This window comes from Chitinophaga sp., assembly GCF_036569125.1.
Taxonomy (GTDB): Bacteria; Bacteroidota; Bacteroidia; order Chitinophagales; family Chitinophagaceae; genus Chitinophaga.
Genome location: NZ_DATCRF010000595.1, coordinates 1 through 16,362 on the forward strand (window position 1 = coordinate 1; position 16,362 = coordinate 16,362).

Annotated in this window: 14 protein-coding genes and 1 tRNA gene; 5 read left to right on the forward strand and 10 right to left on the reverse strand. The window is 46.2% G+C overall.

All coding sequences use genetic code 11. The features are described from left to right. Nucleotides 1–14: 14 nt before the first annotated feature. Together VIM87_RS22175 and VIM87_RS22180 are read left to right on the forward strand one after the other, a co-directional pair. On the forward strand, nucleotides 15–179 hold the full coding sequence (locus VIM87_RS22175) for an AraC family transcriptional regulator (protein ID WP_331999137.1): 165 nt from the start codon (nucleotides 15–17) through the stop codon (nucleotides 177–179). An 86-nt stretch (nucleotides 180–265) separates the two neighbouring features. Beyond that, entirely contained in the window at nucleotides 266–373 is a 108-nt protein-coding gene (locus tag VIM87_RS22180; RefSeq protein WP_331999125.1) for a helix-turn-helix domain-containing protein, read from the forward strand. Here VIM87_RS22180 and VIM87_RS22185 read toward each other — a convergent pair whose 3' ends face one another. The 7 genes from VIM87_RS22185 to VIM87_RS22215 all read right to left on the reverse strand — a co-directional run bounded on the left by VIM87_RS22185 (nucleotide 374) and on the right by VIM87_RS22215 (nucleotide 9,642). Then, the gene (locus VIM87_RS22185; protein ID WP_331999126.1) at nucleotides 374–1,492 is read right to left on the reverse strand and encodes a hypothetical protein; all 1,119 of its coding nucleotides are present in this window, start codon (nucleotides 1,490–1,492) and stop codon (nucleotides 374–376) included. A 257-nt stretch (nucleotides 1,493–1,749) separates the two neighbouring features. After that, nucleotides 1,750–2,664, reverse strand: coding sequence for a FimB/Mfa2 family fimbrial subunit (locus VIM87_RS22190; RefSeq protein ID WP_331999127.1), 915 nt, complete (start codon nucleotides 2,662–2,664; stop codon nucleotides 1,750–1,752). A gap of 209 nt (nucleotides 2,665–2,873) precedes the next feature. Continuing rightward, a tRNA-Ser gene (locus tag VIM87_RS22195) sits at nucleotides 2,874–2,960 on the reverse strand. A gap of 99 nt (nucleotides 2,961–3,059) precedes the next feature. Then, nucleotides 3,060–4,649: a RagB/SusD family nutrient uptake outer membrane protein gene (locus tag VIM87_RS22200; protein WP_331999128.1), complete on the reverse strand. Its 1,590-nt coding sequence runs from the start codon at nucleotides 4,647–4,649 to the stop codon at nucleotides 3,060–3,062. Between the two features lie 10 nt (nucleotides 4,650–4,659). Next, on the reverse strand, nucleotides 4,660–7,635 hold the full coding sequence (locus tag VIM87_RS22205) for a TonB-dependent receptor (RefSeq protein ID WP_331999129.1): 2,976 nt from the start codon (nucleotides 7,633–7,635) through the stop codon (nucleotides 4,660–4,662). 481 nt (nucleotides 7,636–8,116) lie between these two features. Continuing rightward, nucleotides 8,117–8,809 carry a basic secretory protein-like protein gene (locus VIM87_RS22210; RefSeq protein ID WP_331999130.1) on the reverse strand — a complete coding sequence of 231 codons (693 nt, stop codon included), beginning with the start codon at nucleotides 8,807–8,809 and terminating at the stop codon, nucleotides 8,117–8,119. A gap of 146 nt (nucleotides 8,810–8,955) precedes the next feature. Continuing rightward, on the reverse strand, nucleotides 8,956–9,642 hold the full coding sequence (locus VIM87_RS22215; protein ID WP_331999131.1) for a YceI family protein: 687 nt from the start codon (nucleotides 9,640–9,642) through the stop codon (nucleotides 8,956–8,958). 1,802 nt (nucleotides 9,643–11,444) lie between these two features. On the opposite strand from VIM87_RS22215, the gene VIM87_RS22220 reads away from it, so the two are divergent. The 3 genes from VIM87_RS22220 (at nucleotide 11,445) to VIM87_RS22230 (ending at nucleotide 13,974) form a co-directional block, all read left to right on the forward strand. After that, nucleotides 11,445–12,404: a YafY family protein gene (locus VIM87_RS22220; protein ID WP_331999132.1), complete on the forward strand. Its 960-nt coding sequence runs from the start codon at nucleotides 11,445–11,447 to the stop codon at nucleotides 12,402–12,404. A gap of 83 nt (nucleotides 12,405–12,487) precedes the next feature. After that, on the forward strand, nucleotides 12,488–13,528 hold the full coding sequence (locus tag VIM87_RS22225) for a DJ-1/PfpI family protein (RefSeq protein ID WP_331999133.1): 1,041 nt from the start codon (nucleotides 12,488–12,490) through the stop codon (nucleotides 13,526–13,528). Beyond that, complete coding sequence (locus VIM87_RS22230; protein WP_331999134.1) at nucleotides 13,525–13,974, forward strand: VOC family protein; 450 nt, start codon at nucleotides 13,525–13,527, stop codon at nucleotides 13,972–13,974. The genes VIM87_RS22225 and VIM87_RS22230 overlap by 4 nt, the downstream gene beginning before the upstream one ends. Nucleotides 13,975–14,065: 91 nt before the next feature. Here VIM87_RS22230 and rnc read toward each other — a convergent pair whose 3' ends face one another. The 3 genes from rnc to VIM87_RS22245 are packed head-to-tail and all read right to left on the reverse strand — an operon-like array spanning nucleotide 14,066 to nucleotide 16,307. Beyond that, on the reverse strand, nucleotides 14,066–14,827 hold the full coding sequence (gene rnc, locus VIM87_RS22235; protein ID WP_331999135.1) for a ribonuclease III: 762 nt from the start codon (nucleotides 14,825–14,827) through the stop codon (nucleotides 14,066–14,068). Next, a complete protein-coding gene (fabF, locus tag VIM87_RS22240; RefSeq protein WP_331999136.1) occupies nucleotides 14,793–16,046 on the reverse strand; it encodes a beta-ketoacyl-ACP synthase II in 1,254 nt (417 codons plus the stop codon). Before fabF ends, rnc begins: the two co-directional genes overlap by 35 nt. 24 nt (nucleotides 16,047–16,070) lie before the next feature. Further along, entirely contained in the window at nucleotides 16,071–16,307 is a 237-nt protein-coding gene (locus VIM87_RS22245) for an acyl carrier protein (RefSeq protein ID WP_012788038.1), read from the reverse strand. Nucleotides 16,308–16,362: the final 55 nt, after the last annotated feature.

Here is a 16,362-nt window from a genome sequence, read left to right on the forward strand (position 1 = left end):
TGATACGGAAACGGCTGGAGGATGCCTATTTTCTGATCGATAAACGAAGTAAAAAACCGTCTGAAATTTATATTGACCTGGGTTTTGAAGCATTGTCTCATTTTTCATTTGCCTTTAAAAAGTTGTTCGGACAAACGCCAACTGAGCTGTCAACGCGGAAAAACAATACTAATACGTAACCATTTACCACTGGCGTAACCTGACCCTCACAACAAAACAAAATTGAACTCCGCAACAAAGCCGCTCCTGAACTTAATACCGAACTTTGCTGCAGGTATACCTGGAAGTAGGCTTTGAAGACCTTTCACATTTTTCCTTTGTGTTTAAAAAGGAGTTTGGAAAAACGCCGTCGGAAGTAGCGGCCGAGGTATAATTAATGATCATCTGCCGCCTTCATTTTCTTTTTGAAGTCGGGATTCAGCAGATACAACATTTTAAGCGTTGTGGTGTCGGCATTTTTGCTCTTCCTGTATTGTTGGGTAAGTGGCACCGCCTGGTCCCATTGTTTGTCATCCACATAGGCATTGATCAGTTCCAGCGTGCCGGATCCAAAATCAGGCATATTTTGATGCAGCCTTTTCAGGTAAACCAGCTTGTTCACATCATCATTACTTTCTTTACAGATCAATGCACGGTAATAATCCAAAAAGGGATCCTTGTTAATAAGTGAATCCAGGTGGTTAATGCACCGCATGGCAGCTGGGAAGTCTTTCTTCAGGAAATAAGCATCAACCATGAGCAGGTACATATTAGGTGCGTCGGGGTACTCTTGTTGAAACTTGTTTAATGCAGCCAGGTATTTATCATTTCCCAGGCCACTGGCAATTTGAATATATATTATCTTAATGAGCTTCTGCTCCTTCATCACAGCAGGAAGTGTTTCAAAAACCTGGCTGGCCTTTTCATAATCATTTAAATTGATGTATTTTTTGATCAGCTGTACTTTTCTTACATCCTTTTTACCGACTTCCTTTACTGCTTCTTCTTGTTCAGTCATGGACCGGAGCGATTCAGCTAAAGTGTTGCTTAGATTTTCTCCTGTGACATACACAAATATGTCTGCTATTTTAACCTGGTTCCCTTTTTTGATAAGCTCTAAGTCGTGGTAGTTAAGTTGCTCATCGTACAGCCGGAAGACCAGGTGCTGGTGATCGTCTTTTTCATATTGCTTTACCAGCTCATAAGTTCCTTTGTTGCCAAGGGCTCTTACTATTTGAAGGCCAAACTCCCCAGATTTCATACTTTTCATTGCACCTGCCACTATTGATGACGCAAGTTTATCACCGGTGTGGTTCACAACCCTTTTTTTAAAGGCGTCCACGTCCAGCAGCTCATTGAACCGGCTGGCATCACGATGGGCAAAGGCATTTACCAGCGAGGCGGCTACCTCTGCTGCTTCCTTCTTCGTTACCGGCTTTTCCGGCTCAGAACAGGCTATAGCAAAAAAAAGAAATGACAGGAAAATATACTGTGCAGCGGTATTACGGGTCATGGGCTAGTGGATAAATATATTGCAAAAGTAATAAAATAAATTGGCAGAACTTTTATTGTCCTCTGCCCTGAGTATCCGTGAGTTCCTTCGTTAACAGCTTCTTAGCGGCCCTTCTTTCTCCTTTCCAATACATCCGGTGCATATATTTGCGCAGGTGTTTACACCACTCTGTTACTACGGTCAGATGTCCTTTTCTTTTATAAGCCATAGACTAAATATAAAAAGAGGGACAGACTTTCATCCATCCCTTTAAAACATTAGAAGCCAATTTCATTCGATGGTCCCCAAATTTTATTTATGCTAACATTAAAGCCATTACTGAACTTCTCAGGCACAGGAGGCGCTGAATAAAGATTTCCGCTCAGGATGGTCTTTGCGTTCTTGTCAATCCCAACGTAGTTGATCGTCTTTGTTAGCAGTGCTCCGGTCGTTCTATCCGGGTAAATAATATCCACGAATACATCCGCATAAGTACTCATCACAAAGGCATTAAATACCTGCTGGCTCCGACGTGGGATGTTCATAGGAATAAGAAATGCTCCCGAGTATGAATCGCCATATACCGGGCTCAAATAACTGTTCTCAAATCTCAGGTTTACTGTAACACTTGAGTCTGCACTGATGGCCGGGGCGTCTCCTATATTTACTTCCAGGAATCCCACTATACGTTCTAATGACAGATCATATATATTGGTACCCTCAGCGCTTACAGTAATGTCAGCTCCTTTATAAAACACATCCGGAAACGGTGTTGGCGCCATTGTTTCGTCAGGTTGATTTGTGAATACTGCTCCCGCAATAAGCGTAAGGCTGTCTGTAGAAGCCACTAAACCGATCCTGTAATTTCCCTCGGGTAATGAATCGGCAATAATGCCAAAGTTGTCATCTGTTGAGCGCTGGTGTATAAAATCAACCACCTGATTATGACTCTCGAACACGAAGAAATAAATGTCGGAGATCTCGGTGCTGAGTGAAGAATCCTTTGCAGACAGGTTACTTTTTCTACCTAAAGGACTAGGTAGCTGCTCTACCTTCTTTACAAAATCAGTAATACTAACATTAACAGGGACCTTCTTTCCTGATGGAGCGGGCTTGTCCTGGGTTGTCTTTTCCTTTGAGCATGCGAAAAGCAATGCGCTCAGCGCTAACGCTGCAAATAAGCTCTTTTTCATAGATAAGAGATGTTTAAATTTTAAATTGAAATGTTTATGGATTATTGAAGTTAAAAACGGGTTTACATGACCAATGGCTATTAAAATTCAGGTATTTTTTGGGCAACAAACATTAATTGTTTTGCAAAGCAAATGTAGTTGTAAATTTTTGAATGTTCACTTGTGTGCATAAAAAAAGGACAGACTTTCGTCCATCCCTTTAAAGCTTGCGGAGAAGAAGGGATTCGAACCCTTGAAACCCTTTCGAGTTTACACACTTTCCAGGCGTGCCAGTTCAACCACTCCTGCACTTCTCCGGTTGAAAATTCCTATTCAGGGACGCAAAAATAAGGTTTTTACCCACAATTCCAAAAAAAAGCCCGCCATATTGAATTATGGCGGGCTGCCAGGCCTTATTACGGGTTCTGTACCAGGTTCGGGTTCTTATTCATCTCCTCCTGCGGTATAAAGAACAGCTTCCGGTTATCCCCGTTGGGCCGGTGCTGGAACCACTTTTTAGTAGTGAAAATACCGAAACGGATCAGGTCCTGGCGGCGGTGGCCTTCCGCTGCAAACTCCCAGCCCAGCTCATCCAGGAAACGGCCGTAAGTAACATCTGCCCCGCCTTGCAGTTCCGTGATCTGCCCGTTGTTCCAGTAACCATACTGGTAGCTGCTGCCTTTTTGCAGGTCAGCCACCGTAACCGTAGCTTTCGCAGGTGTGGTGCTGGCAAATGCCCGCTGGCGCACCTGGGTCACCAATGCAGCGGCTTCTGAGATCTGGCCGGCACGTAACAGGCACTCCGCTTTCATCATCAGCACATCTGCATAGCGGAATACCGGGAAGTCATTGCTCAAAGAACCTTTAGCCCCTACCTTGATCTCGTACTTACCGATCCGGTAGCCTTCATTGGACTTACTTTTTTCTATGCTCTCCACAAATTTTACATAGTTGATCACTTCCACACCAGCCGGCGTTTTCTGCGGGCCCTGCAGCCAGGTATCTTTTAACCGGGTATCAGCCGCATCATACGTGTCAATAAACTGTGGCACCGCGCAATTGCCACCCCAGGGCTGCGCTTCCATGCGAAATACCTGCTGGCTCAAAGGATCCAGTGTTTTCATATGGATAATAAAGCCCAGCGCATTCACGTCGTCATAGGGAATAGTAAAGATCAGCTCCCGGGATGTTTCATTATTGGTCTTGAAGTTATCGCGGTACTGCGGCTCCAGCATATAACCTACCGTACCGGCAGCCTGTATGATATCATTACACTGCTGTAAACATTGCGGGAAAGCTGCTGTACCGGTATACACCTGCGCATTCAGGTATATTTTAGCTAACAGTGTTTTAGCCGCCCATTTATTAAAACGGCCGTACATGCCGGTACCGGCCGATTCGCGGAGCTGCGCCATATTATCATTCAGCTCCTTCACCATAAAATCATATACCTCCTGCCGCTTGCTTTGTTTGGGAACAGAAAGATCCTTGTAGTCAGTGATCAGCGGTACATTACCAAAGTTGTCGCACAAAATGTAGTAATAGTAAGTGCGCAGCGCCTTCAGCTCTGCCAATAGGCTTGCCTTTGCCGCCCCTACTGGCAGCTCGCCGGATTCAATTAATGAAATGGCGCGGTTGGCATTTACAACGCCAAGGTATACACGCCCCCATAATGCGCTGGGCTGTTCCTGCAAAGAGGTCCAGGTGTGGCGGTGCATACGCTGATAGGTGCCGCCATCATACCAGCCGTTAGGCCGCGCTGGTGTAATAATCTCATCGGCGCTTTCCTCCTGCAGGTCAAATAAGCCCATCCAGTCGGCCATTACAGGCCGCAAAGGGCTGTAGGCCTGCGCAATGATAGCCGATGTATCTGATTCCTTGTAGGTAATATTTTCTTCCACGATCTCCGAAAAAGTTTCAGGATCCAGTTTGGTGCATGCGCTGCCTGTGAACATCATCACAGCTATCATCATCAAACCTGTATATATACAATGCCTGTTTTTCATAACTATTGTTTTAAAAAGTAAGGTTTACGCCTGCGGTAAAAGTGCGGGTGGTAGGGTACTTATCCCGCTCATCATCACCAGGCGCCAGGCCGGTGCGGTTCACTTCCGGGTCAATACCTTTATAACCGGTAATGGTAGCCAGGTTCAGGGCAGCTACATAAATGCGCGCATTCCGTATATATTTTAAACCCTTGGTGTTGAAGTTGTACCCCAGGGTAACGTTATCTATTTTCCAGTAATCGCCATTTTCAATGTAATAGCTTACCAACGCCAGGTCATCATTCAGCCGTGTTTTACCATATACGTTATCAAACGCCGTTTTAAGCATGTTGTACTGCACTACCTTCGGGTTCTCGTAAAACAGCCGCTGAAAGTTCAGCACCTGGAAACCAAATGCACCGCGCATGGTAACATTCAGGTCAAAGTTCTTGTACCGCACACTGTTATTCCATCCCAGGAAATGTTTGGGTAAACCGTTACCCAGGATCTTTTTATCATCCGGACTTTTATCTGCGCTGGCTACCGGTTTGCCGTCTTTTCCTTCAATGATCCAGCGGCCGTTATCATCAATACCAATAGATCTGTAGCCATAAAAATTACCGATAGGCTTACCTACCTGCACGCGGTGGGTAGCTTCCTGTATAGGTTCCCCGGTGTAACCGGCATCAAAGTAATCGTTGGTAGCGGCAAAGCTGCTGCTGGAAAGAGACACCAGCACATTTTTGTTGGTGGAGTAATTGAAGCCGGATGTCCACTGGAAATTTTTGCTGCGTACCGGTACAAAGTTTAGCAGCACCTCAAGCCCGGTATTCCTGATCTGCGCGGCATTAGCCACAATCTGCGGCATAGGGTAAGGCGGCACCGGTACCTGGTAATCAAACAGGGCATCTTTTGTTAAACGGCGGTAAGCATCTATGTTACCATAAATACGGCCGTCCATCAATGAAAAGTCCAGCCCTATGTTATACTCCTCTTTCTTTTCCCAGCGCAGGTCTGCATTGGGATTACGCACGGCATCCAGGCCCTGCACCCATACCCCGTTTATCAGAAAGCGGTTGCCATAATTAAAGCTGCGCAGGGAGGCGTACAGGTCATTCGGGATAGTACCGGTAACGCCAAAGCCTGCACGAAGCTTCAGGTCATCCAGCCAGGTAAGGCCGCTCATAAAAGATTCTTTGCTTACGCGCCATCCCAGCGATACAGCGGGAAATGTACCCCAGCGGTTATTGCTGCCGAATTTGGATGATCCTTCATGGCGCACACTGGCCAGCAACAGGTATTTATCATCCCAGTTATAGCTTAGCCTTCCAAAGAAACCTATCAGCTTCCATTTGTCTTTAGAGCTGCCCATAACAGCATCGCCACGTTTTAAGGCATTGCCGGTTTCCATGCTGTTGTAGGAATATTGATCCGTTGGAAAATCCCAGTTCTGCATGTAAAAATTCTCCTGTGTATTATCCTGGTAGCTGTAACCGCCCAATAAGCTTAAACGGTGCTTTTGAAAGCTGCGCGCATATTCCGTAGTAAATTCCAGCAACTTATCACGCCGGTCTGAGCTGCCCCGGGAAGCATACCCATTGCGGTTATTTTTTACGGTAGATACATGTTTCTTGGTTTCTGCATACCCCCTGGTTTCCGACCATTGATTGCCGGACAGCAACAGCTTAAACTTCAGGTCCTTAATAGGTTCCAGTGTAAGGCTGCCGTTCAGGCGCGTTTCCCTTTCGTCATTTTGCCCGTATGATTCCATGAGGTAAGCCACCGGGTTATCATAGAAATAAATGTTACGTTCCAGCCAGTCGCCTTTTGAATTGCGCACACTGTCTGTTGGATTACGTATCAGCGCCTGCCGGTACACATAATTATTAAAGCTGTTCCCATCGCTGAAACCACCTTCGCCAACATCCACGCCAGACCAGTAGGTACGGCTGCGGGTTATCACATTCAGGTTGGCCTTCAGCTTGCCATCCAGCATAGTATGGTTCACATCTGCACGGCCGGTTACCTGTTTATTGTCGGAGTTGAGGAAAAGGCCCTGCCAGTTGCGGTAGTTCAATGATGCAGTAACATTGGTAGTGGCGCTGCCGCCCTGGAAGGTGAGGTTATGTGTATGGCTCACCGGGGTGCGCGTGATTTCCTTCAGCCAGTCGGTAGAGGCGCCGTAGTCCGCAAAGTCAATACCTTCCCTGATCAGCCGGCGGTAATCATCCCCGGTTAAAAATTCCGGGCGGCGGGCAATGGTTTGCACACTTACATAGCCATCATACTGCAGGGTGGGCCGCATATCGCCATGCAGCTTTTTAGTAGTGATCAGGATTACGCCATTGGTGCCGCGCGTACCGTAAATAGCTGCTGCAGAGCCGTCTTTCAGCACATCAATGGATTCAATATCTTCCGGCGCTACTGTATTTAAAGTACCGGGAATACCATCTATCAATACCAGTGGCGAGGTGCCTGCTTTTAAGGTAGTGATGCCACGCAGCTGGATCTGTGTATTAGCTGTGGGGTTGCCGCTGGGGGTAGATATGGTTAGCCCCGCTACTTTACCCTGTATCAGCTGTGCTGCATCACGTACCGCGCCTTTTACAAAGTTCTCAGATTTTACACTGGCAATGGCGCTGGTTACATCGCCTTTACGCTGTGTTCCATAACCTACTACCACTACTTCATTCAAACCTACCTCGGTGGATTCCAGCTGTATATCTACGGTGGAGCGCCCGTTCAGCGGCATCTCCACGGTTTTCATGCCTGTAAACTTAAAGATCAGCGTTTTGCCGCCGGCAGGTACGGTAAGCGTATAATGACCGTCCACATCCGTAATGCTGCCGGTATTGGTGCCGGCTACGGACACGCTGACACCTGGCAGCGGATTGCCTTCCTTTGCATCTGTGACCTTGCCGGATACCGGTCCCTGAGCCAGCAGGTATCCCGATGCAAATAACCACGGTATTAATAGCAGCGTGGCCTTAACGTGAAATAAGCGCATGTCATATGTTTTAATGGTAAAAAAGCTACAATGAATTACAGTGCCGGCTAAAATGTCCCGGGCCGATGCTGGTCTCCTTACTTTGGTTGAATGTTCAGTACGATCTGTGAGGATAAAATTACAGAGTAAAATAAGTGTCTATGTCACACTAATTAACCGATTGTTTGCGAAAATTAACTGCCTGCAAACTTGATAAGATATTCGGAGGGGAGGACAGAGCGGGGAAGAAGGTAAAATGTAAAATCTTAAATGTAAAATGTAAAAGGGAATGCAGCGGGTCCGATGTGGTTCGCTGCATTCCCTTTTACATTTATCTCGTTCATAAAGTCTTTTCAATGGTCTCTATGAACCTCCTTTGTCGGTTTATCTCGTTCATAAAGTCTTTTCAATGGTCTCTATGAACCTCTTTCGCCGGTTTATGATCTTACATTTTAAATTTTACATTCTGTGGGGGTATCTCCTATTATTGATATGTATAGTCTTACAATTCCGGGTTTTGCGCGTAGCTGCTCCACAGCTCATCCAGGCTTTTACCGGTCTGGGTTTGCCAGATCTGCGGAGTGTATTTCCGGTTGCGCATGCTCTCATCCAGCACTTTTACAATACCGGGTTTTACTTTCTTCTCCAGCCAGGCCAGGAAGCGGGCAGTAGTGCGGTAGCTTTGTGTATAGTTTTGTGCAGATGAGTACTGCGGCAGCTTCCAGTTGGCGCCTGCATTATCTACCCCAAACGCATAACGTACATAATCTGCAATACCTTCTGTTAACCAGCCGGGGCCGGCATCGTCGGGATAATTCTGTACAATGTGCATTACTTCATGTGTAACCACATCTATATCTTCCGGGTGCTTGCGGAACCATTCGGGGCTAAAGTTTACCTCGCCGCTACTGGCATTGGTGGCCGCTACCCCATCGTATTCAGGGTTTATTATAAAGGTTACTTTCCGCAAGGTTTTTTTATTGAAAGTATCGGCCAGCTTGGGATATACTTTAAAAAATACATCTTCCAGCTTCTGCTTCACCTCCGGGTTAAAGGTGGAATCTTTGTTCAGCACCAGCAATGTATAGCCGCCGTGCTTGATCTTATCACGGCTATCATATTTACTGATGTTCTGGGCTTGCACAGTTAACATAGGCAAGAGCAGGGCGGGTAACCCCATTAACCATTTACTCATAATTTTTAGTTTAATCTGCTTGTATATTGGTTGGCGCAACCAAGATAGCTGCTTTCTTCCAGCCGCGCAATATGCAGATCAAACCATTCATATATTAGCCATTTACCGGTGTCAGGTTCATTTAAACCTGTCACCGGTAAATGATATTACTGTGCGCTGGCCAGCAATGCTATATCCAGGTCAAAATCATCATAGATGGCTTTATCGCCCAGGTTCTCAAAAAAGCTTTTTGAGCGGAACTTAATATCGTATTTGGTGCGGTCTATTTTTACCGATGCTTTGGCGCTAAGCTTACTGCCATTAATAACAACAGTGGCAGGGAAGCTGAGGTCATGCGTAATGCCTTTAATAGTAAGCTTACCTGTAACCGTATGCTGGTTGCCGCTTACCGGCGTCACACTGCTGATAGTAAAATTAGCTGCAGGGAATTTTTCCACTGCAAAAAAATCCTCGCTCTTCAAATGCCCGGTAAGCTTTGCGTTGCTGTCTGCATCTTTCAGATCAGTAACGGTAATAGAGCGGGTATCCAGCTCAAAGCTGCCACGCTGCAGCTGGTTATTATCCAGCTCCAAAGTACCGCTGCTGATACGGATGCTGCCGGTGTGCTGCCCGGTTACTTTCCTGGCGGTCCAGGTTAGGCTGCTGTTGGTTTTATCTACCACGAAAACAGTGGACTTAACAGCGGTGCTGCTGCTAAATAAATGGTTGCTGTGCTGCACAGTACCGGTAGTAAAAGGGCTAAGCTTATTCACCTGTGTTACGGTTGATTGTACAGTATATGCGATGAGTATAACGATCACGCCTATAGAGGCAAAGGAAGCTGCGTATTGCATAAAAAAAGGATTGACTGCCCCTGTTACAAATACCTGCAAGGCCACCGTAGCAGCCTCGCAGGCCTAACAACAGAGAACAAAAGTTAAACGTTGGTTTTGGATCTTTACTTAGTATGTTATTTTAGTAAGGTGGTATAGTTGCGTTAACAACAACAGGGCATGCAGCCGGAAGATGAGATCAGTAAAGGTTTTGAAGGCATGTTAGTTAATTTATAGGTGCTGGTTTTTATAAATCAACTAATTAATGGTGGTGATTAATTAGGGTGGTGATACAAATATAAAAGAGGCTTATTAAACTACCAAATAATATCCTACAAATTTTGTAGACTAATAAAAATAGCAGCATAAAAGGTAAGAGCCGGATAGACATCAAGCTCCGTCAAGCTATCCATTAAGACACAACGTTTAGTAAAAAACGGATGATGTATGAGATCATCCGGTAAGTTTAAGGCGATGCTGCCAGTCCCAAAGATGATGTTCCCCCAAAAAGGAAGCCTGATGAATATCAGGCTCATTCCTTATTTGGTTTAACCATTAAAAGACACAAAATGATTCTTGCAAACATTCACATGACAATGACAATATATTAACCCGTAACAAAGCGTACGGTAAAAGAATTTTATGCGGGGCCGGTTATGAAGAGGATGGCTGTTTATTTTGTTTTATTACTTGTGCTCTGAAAGCAGCCATAAAAAATGTCCCCCCTTCCAGATATGGCCGGGTAATGATCTTTTAAATGCAATACCCCAATATTTTGAACTCAAATAAACAGCGATTCCTGAACCGGAAGATGGGTTGATTATCTCCCTCGTTTCAGGATCAAAATTAAACAGATTCTAATTTTAATATGTTAATCATCGGTTAACGTAGAAAGTTTTTAGGCTGCATCATGTGCTTTCTGAAATGCCCTGTGGTAGCGGATTTGAAGTCAGCCACAATAGAGTGCGGCTGGGCCGCAGCAGGCCACTGCTATCCCGGTGCAGTAGGCAATAAATAGCTGCTTACTGAGAGTATGTTTGCGTTTTTTGCCACCAGGTTTTGAGAATGTTTCTGCACATTCATCCACGGGGTTTTAGCGCCTTTGTATTCTCTATTCCTGCCATTTGTAACCCGGCATCATTGTGCTTATAGATGGCACCCATCTAAAGTACCGCGATAACAACAAAAACTCATCTGCAGGAAATACTCTTGCAGCATCACTTATCCCAAAGCATTCGTCTTAACAAGAAAGCATTGTTTGAAGAAAATGTTACTTGTAGTATCACCCAACATCATCACTACTAAGAACGGGAATTGCAAGATGGCCTGATCTCTTCCAGGGTTACAACCAGTACCGCCGTGGTATCCAGGGATTTTCATGCTCTCACGAAAGTGTTATTACCTATTAAAAAAAATAGTGCTGCTGCTTCAAAAAAAAGTTGAAAAAAATTTCAGCAACCGGCTAAAATCGTTAACACTATTTAACACTCGTACGTTTGCGGGGAAAATTGCGTGTAAAAAAAAGGTCCCCGCAAAAAATTGCAGGGACTTACCATTTAACCTATATTCTGTACTGTAGCATCAAAACTTTAAAATATCTTCAGGGGAAAACGATGTAAAAGTGCTCAGTATCAACTATTTATAATTTCCTCGGGAAAGTTGCTATCTATCAGACAGCCCGTTTGACGAAAGGTTTAATCTGTAAAAAATTTTTTTTTAGTTTCTCTCTCGAATTGTCCCACCTAAAGATATAATAATTGGCAATATCATGTATACGGAATGTGGTATAATAAGGTTGCCAGGGAAATATTAAATTGCATTTCATGAACCGCATAGACCGCCTTTCCGCTATACTCATCCAGCTCCAGGGTAAAAAGATTGTTAAAGCCGCCGAAATCGCAGAGCGGTTTAACATTAGCCTGCGCACCGTGTACCGCGATGTAAAGGCCCTGCAGGAATCCGGTGTGCCCATAGGAGCAGAGGCCGGCACCGGCTATTATATAGTAGAAGGTTATCACCTGCCGCCCGTAATGTTTAACCGGGAAGAAGCCGCAGCCCTGCTTACCGGCGAAAAGCTGATGGAACAATTCAGCGACCGCTCCAACCGGCAGCAGTTCAGCAGCGCTATGCAAAAGATCAGGGCCGTGCTGCGCGGCAGCGAAAAAGATTTCCTGGAAGTGCTGGACGAGAATATTGCCGTAGTACGTAACCACGCACCGCAGCTGGATGAATTCCCTAACCGCTTTCTTACAGATATACAACAGGCCCTGGGCAAACAGCAGGTGCTGCAGCTGGAATACCGCGCCGCGCACACCAGCGAGTTTACCAAAAGGGAAGTAGAGCCCATCGGCATTTATCATAACAACAATACCTGGTACCTGATTGCCTGGTGCCTGCTGCGCCGCGACTACCGCAACTTCCGTACAGACCGCATCCGCAACCTGCACATCACCAACACCAGCTACGATAAATCCAAACATATTTCCCTGCAGGAGTTTTTGGAACGTCATAACTCAGAACCTGCGCCCAGCCATACTTACAAGGTATGTTTCAGCCTGCGGGTGGCGCGTTACCTGGGCAGCCAGAAATATTACTACGGGCTGGTAGAAGAAAAAACAGACGACCAGCATGTAACGCTTACCTTCATGAACAGCTACCCGCTTGAATATTTTGCACGCTGGATCTTAATGTGGGGCAACGATGTAAAGATTATTACCCCTGATGAGCTAACCCTGCGTATGCAGGAGCTTACACGGGAGCTGGTTACGCATTATAATGTATAATCCAAAAATTCTTTTGTTGCTGCTGACATAACATTGTCACTCCCCCGGTGTTGCTTTACATACAGTATTAAAAAACTGATGTTATGCAGCCGGCTAAAAATTGTTACCTGTTTGTTTTTGATGGTTATTCCGACTGGGAACCTGCGCTTGCCCTCTATGGTTTAAACACCTTTACCGGTGTGGAGGTAGTCACTTTTTCTGAAGATGGGAAACCCGTTACTTCCGGCGGAGGCATTGTGTTAAACCCTGCTAAAAGCCTGGCTGATGTGGATGCCGCAGCTATCGACTTTTTACTGCTACCTGGCGGCCATTCAATGGAAAATGGCAAACACCAGGCGCTTATTCCCCTGGTAACACAGCTGGTGCAGGCGCAAAAACCCCTGGCCGCTATTTGTGGCGCCACGGTTTTCCTGGCCCGCCATGGTTTCCTGGATCATGTGCAGCATACCAGCAATGACCTGCAATTATTAAAAACACGGGTACCGGACTATCAGGCAGCAAAGAACTATGTGCAGGCGCCGGTGATCACCGACCGGCATATTATTACGGCCACCGGCACCGCCATGGTAGAATTTACACAGGCAATTTACCAGGAGCTGGGCTTAGCGCAGCACGAGAACCTCTCCTTCTGGTTACAGTTCTTTCTGAAAAGCGGCGCCCCGCAAATTGAGCACATAGCCCCTTTCCGCTTCTTTTACCGCAGCTACTACACCAACCTGGCCGGTATGATGGGTTTAGTACGCATGGCCCCCAAAGAGCTGGTACGTGCCGCAATAGCGAACGACCTGGAGCTGGCCGGCCCGCAGCACTGGCATTACTATGGTTTCAACGGCGATCCTGAAAGTTATTTCACCCTGGAAATAGGCGTACCGGTAACCACCCTGAAAGAAGTGCCGGCCCCTTATGCCTGCAAAACCGTACCGGCTTTCCAATGTGTAAGCATGCAGCACAACGGCGACTGGGATAACCTGCATGAGACTTACGAAAAGCTGATTAACGGCATGCTGTCAGGCGGCCTGCCCATGAGCGGCCATAACAGGGAGCAATACATTCACTGCGACTTTGAAAACCCTGCGGCTAACATTACGCGGGTACAGGTAGGTATTAAAACTGACCCCGCATGAAAATGCACATCTGGCTGCCCTGGCTACTGGTGATAGTCCTTTGGATGAACAACAATAAACTAAAACATCGTGTAATGAATACTAACAAGATCCTTTGCATCGACAACTTTTTCCTGCCGGCTAATAACCTGCAGGAAAGCCGCCGGTTTTACGCCAACACCCTGGGTCTGGGCATACATTTTGATTTTTCAGAAAAAGGATTGCTGGCCTTCCGGATAGGCAATGATGAAGCAGCCATTATCTTAAAAGACAGCACAAAATTCCCGGATGCCAGGCCGGCCATCTTATTACAGGTATCAGACGTACAGGAGCTGTACATGGCATTATCAGGAAAAGGAGTGCGCTTTACAAAAAAGCCCTATCGCATTAATACCGGTTGGGCAGCAGAGTTACAGGATCCGGCGGGGAATGTGATCGGAATTACGGACTACGATGGAGAGAAGTAAGGTGAAAAATAATGTGGGAATTATAATACGCCAGGCTGGTGTAAACGCATTCATCTGCACATTTGCATATCCGCCCATCTGCACATCTGCATCATTCCCCCAGCCCTAAGAGGTCTATGGCTTGCTGGGCAGCTATCTGGCTGGCATCTTTCTTATTAAAGGCTTTGCCGCTGCAGATCAGCTCTCCATCCACCACTGCACCTACGGTAAAAATACGGCGGCCGTTGTCCATCTGCTCTTCCAGCAGCTCAAACTCCAGCACCTTACCGTTCTTATTGGCCCAGCCGTAAAGCTTGTTCTTGTGGTTCATTTCCACGCTTTCCAGCATTTCCAGGTCAATGTAGGGGAGGATAATGCGCTTGTACACGAACTGTTTGGTACGGTTATAACCTTTATCCAGGTATACCGCACCCACCAGGGCTTCCAGGGTATTGCCAAAGATCTGGCTGATCTTGAGAAAGCTGTTGTATTTATCGTAAATGGTGAGCTTGCGCAGGCCCATTTTGATGGCTATTTCATTCAGCTGCTGGCGGTTCACGATCTTGGAACGCATTTCAGTTAAATAGCCTTCTGTTTTGTAGGGGTATTTGCGGAACAGGTAATCGCCTATAATGGCGCCCAAAATGGCATCACCCAGGTATTCCAGCCTTTCATTGCTTTCCAGGAACTTTTCTTTGCTGGAACGGTGGCTGAGGGCCACTTCATACAATGAGAAGTTACCTGGCGCAAAGCCAAGCAGGTTGTAAAGGTCTTTATAAAGTTGCCTTTTCCTGGTTACGAAGCGATATAAAAATCCTGGCAGTAATTTCACAACACAATCAAGCAACGAATTTTTTGAAAATAACGGAGGCATTATGGCCGCCGAAGCCAAAGGTATTACTTAATGCAGCGTTGACAGCTCTTTTTTGTGCGACGTTAAAAGTAAAGTTCAGGCGGGCGTCCAGTATAGGATCGTCTGTAAAATGATTAATGGTAGGAGGTACAATGCCGTCAATAATAGACATGATGGCTGCTATGGATTCTACCGCGCCGGCTGCGCCGAGTAAATGCCCGGTCATGGATTTGGTGGCGCTGATGTTTAACTGGTATGCGTGCTCCCCAAAGACCTGCTGAATGGCTTTTACCTCTGCCACATCGCCTAAAGGCGTAGAGGTGCCGTGTACATTAATATAATCAATATCCTGGTTGCTCATCCCGGCATCTTCCAATGCCAGCCGCATTACATTCATAGCCCCCAGTCCTTCCGGGTGCGGTGCTGTAATATGGTGTGCATCTGCCGTGGCGGCTCCTCCCGCTAACTCTACATAGATCTTGGCGCCCCTGGCCATCGCATGGTCATACGATTCCAGCACCAGTGCGCCTGCTCCTTCGCCCATTACAAAACCATCCCTGTCAAGGTCAAAAGGCCGCGAAGCAATTTTAGGATCATCATTTCTTTCAGACAAAGCCTTCATAGCGTTAAACCCGCCTACACAGGCTTCGTTGATCACATCTTCAGAACCACCGGTGATCATTATATCAGCCTTCCCGTACCGGATCTGGTACATGGCTTCAATAATCGCGTTGGTAGAGGAGGCGCAGGCAGAAACTACTGAGAAGTTAGGTCCCCGGAACCCGTGCCGGATCGAAATGTGGCCTGCAGCTATGTCGGTGATCAGGCGCGTAATCAGAAAAGGGCTGAAACGTGGCGTTCCATCCCCCAGGTAGAAATCTCTCATTTCATGACAGAAATTGATCATTCCCCCTACGCCGGTCCCCCAGATAACGCCTACCCTGTTTATATCTACAGTGTGGCGGCTGATGTTGGCATCCTGTACAGCATGGTCCGCAGTAATAACGGCCGTTTGGGTAAACGGATCCATTTTGCGCGCTTCCTTTTTGTCAAGATATTGGGTGGGATCAAAATTTTTCAGTTCGCAAGCAAAACGGGTTTTAAACTTGGAAGCATCAAATTGTCTGATAAAATCGGCGCCGGATACACCGTTCGTCAACCCCTGCCAGTAATCCTGAACGGAATTGCCGAGCGGTGTAAGCGCGCCTAAACCTGTAACGACTACGCGTTTTGGTTGCATTAAAACAATTCTGGTTAAGTAGGATTATTTTACATGTTCTTCCAGGTAAGCTACGGCCTGGCCAACAGTAGTAATAGTTTCAGCTTGTTCGTCAGGAATGGAGATGTTAAATTCTTTTTCGAATTCCATGATCAGTTCTACCGTATCCAAAGAGTCAGCACCTAAGTCGTTGGTAAAGCTGGCTTCAGGAGTTACCTCGGCTTCGTCAACGCCCAATTTGTCAATGATGATCTTTTTAACTCTTGATGCAATGTCTGACATAATTTTAAGTGTTTTTGGTTTAAAACTTGACTGCAAAAATATAATTTTTATTGAA

What these genes read in the sequence shown, in the direction of transcription:
- VIM87_RS22220 (WP_331999132.1), top strand. Translation starts at nt 11,445, where the DNA reads ATGAACCGCATAGACCGCCTTTCCGCTATACTCATCCAGCTCCAGGGT.
- VIM87_RS22185 (WP_331999126.1), bottom strand. Translation starts at nt 1,492, where the DNA reads ATGACCCGTAATACCGCTGCACAGTATATTTTCCTGTCATTTCTTTTT.
- VIM87_RS22210 (WP_331999130.1), bottom strand. Translation starts at nt 8,809, where the DNA reads ATGAGTAAATGGTTAATGGGGTTACCCGCCCTGCTCTTGCCTATGTTA.
- VIM87_RS22190 (WP_331999127.1), bottom strand. Translation starts at nt 2,664, where the DNA reads ATGAAAAAGAGCTTATTTGCAGCGTTAGCGCTGAGCGCATTGCTTTTC.
- VIM87_RS22225 (WP_331999133.1), top strand. Translation starts at nt 12,488, where the DNA reads ATGCAGCCGGCTAAAAATTGTTACCTGTTTGTTTTTGATGGTTATTCC.
- VIM87_RS22200 (WP_331999128.1), bottom strand. Translation starts at nt 4,649, where the DNA reads ATGAAAAACAGGCATTGTATATATACAGGTTTGATGATGATAGCTGTG.
- fabF (WP_331999136.1), bottom strand. Translation starts at nt 16,046, where the DNA reads ATGCAACCAAAACGCGTAGTCGTTACAGGTTTAGGCGCGCTTACACCG.
- rnc (WP_331999135.1), bottom strand. Translation starts at nt 14,827, where the DNA reads ATGCCTCCGTTATTTTCAAAAAATTCGTTGCTTGATTGTGTTGTGAAA.
- VIM87_RS22245 (WP_012788038.1), bottom strand. Translation starts at nt 16,307, where the DNA reads ATGTCAGACATTGCATCAAGAGTTAAAAAGATCATCATTGACAAATTG.
- VIM87_RS22205 (WP_331999129.1), bottom strand. Translation starts at nt 7,635, where the DNA reads ATGCGCTTATTTCACGTTAAGGCCACGCTGCTATTAATACCGTGGTTA.
- VIM87_RS22215 (WP_331999131.1), bottom strand. Translation starts at nt 9,642, where the DNA reads ATGCAATACGCAGCTTCCTTTGCCTCTATAGGCGTGATCGTTATACTC.
- VIM87_RS22230 (WP_331999134.1), top strand. Translation starts at nt 13,525, where the DNA reads ATGAAAATGCACATCTGGCTGCCCTGGCTACTGGTGATAGTCCTTTGG.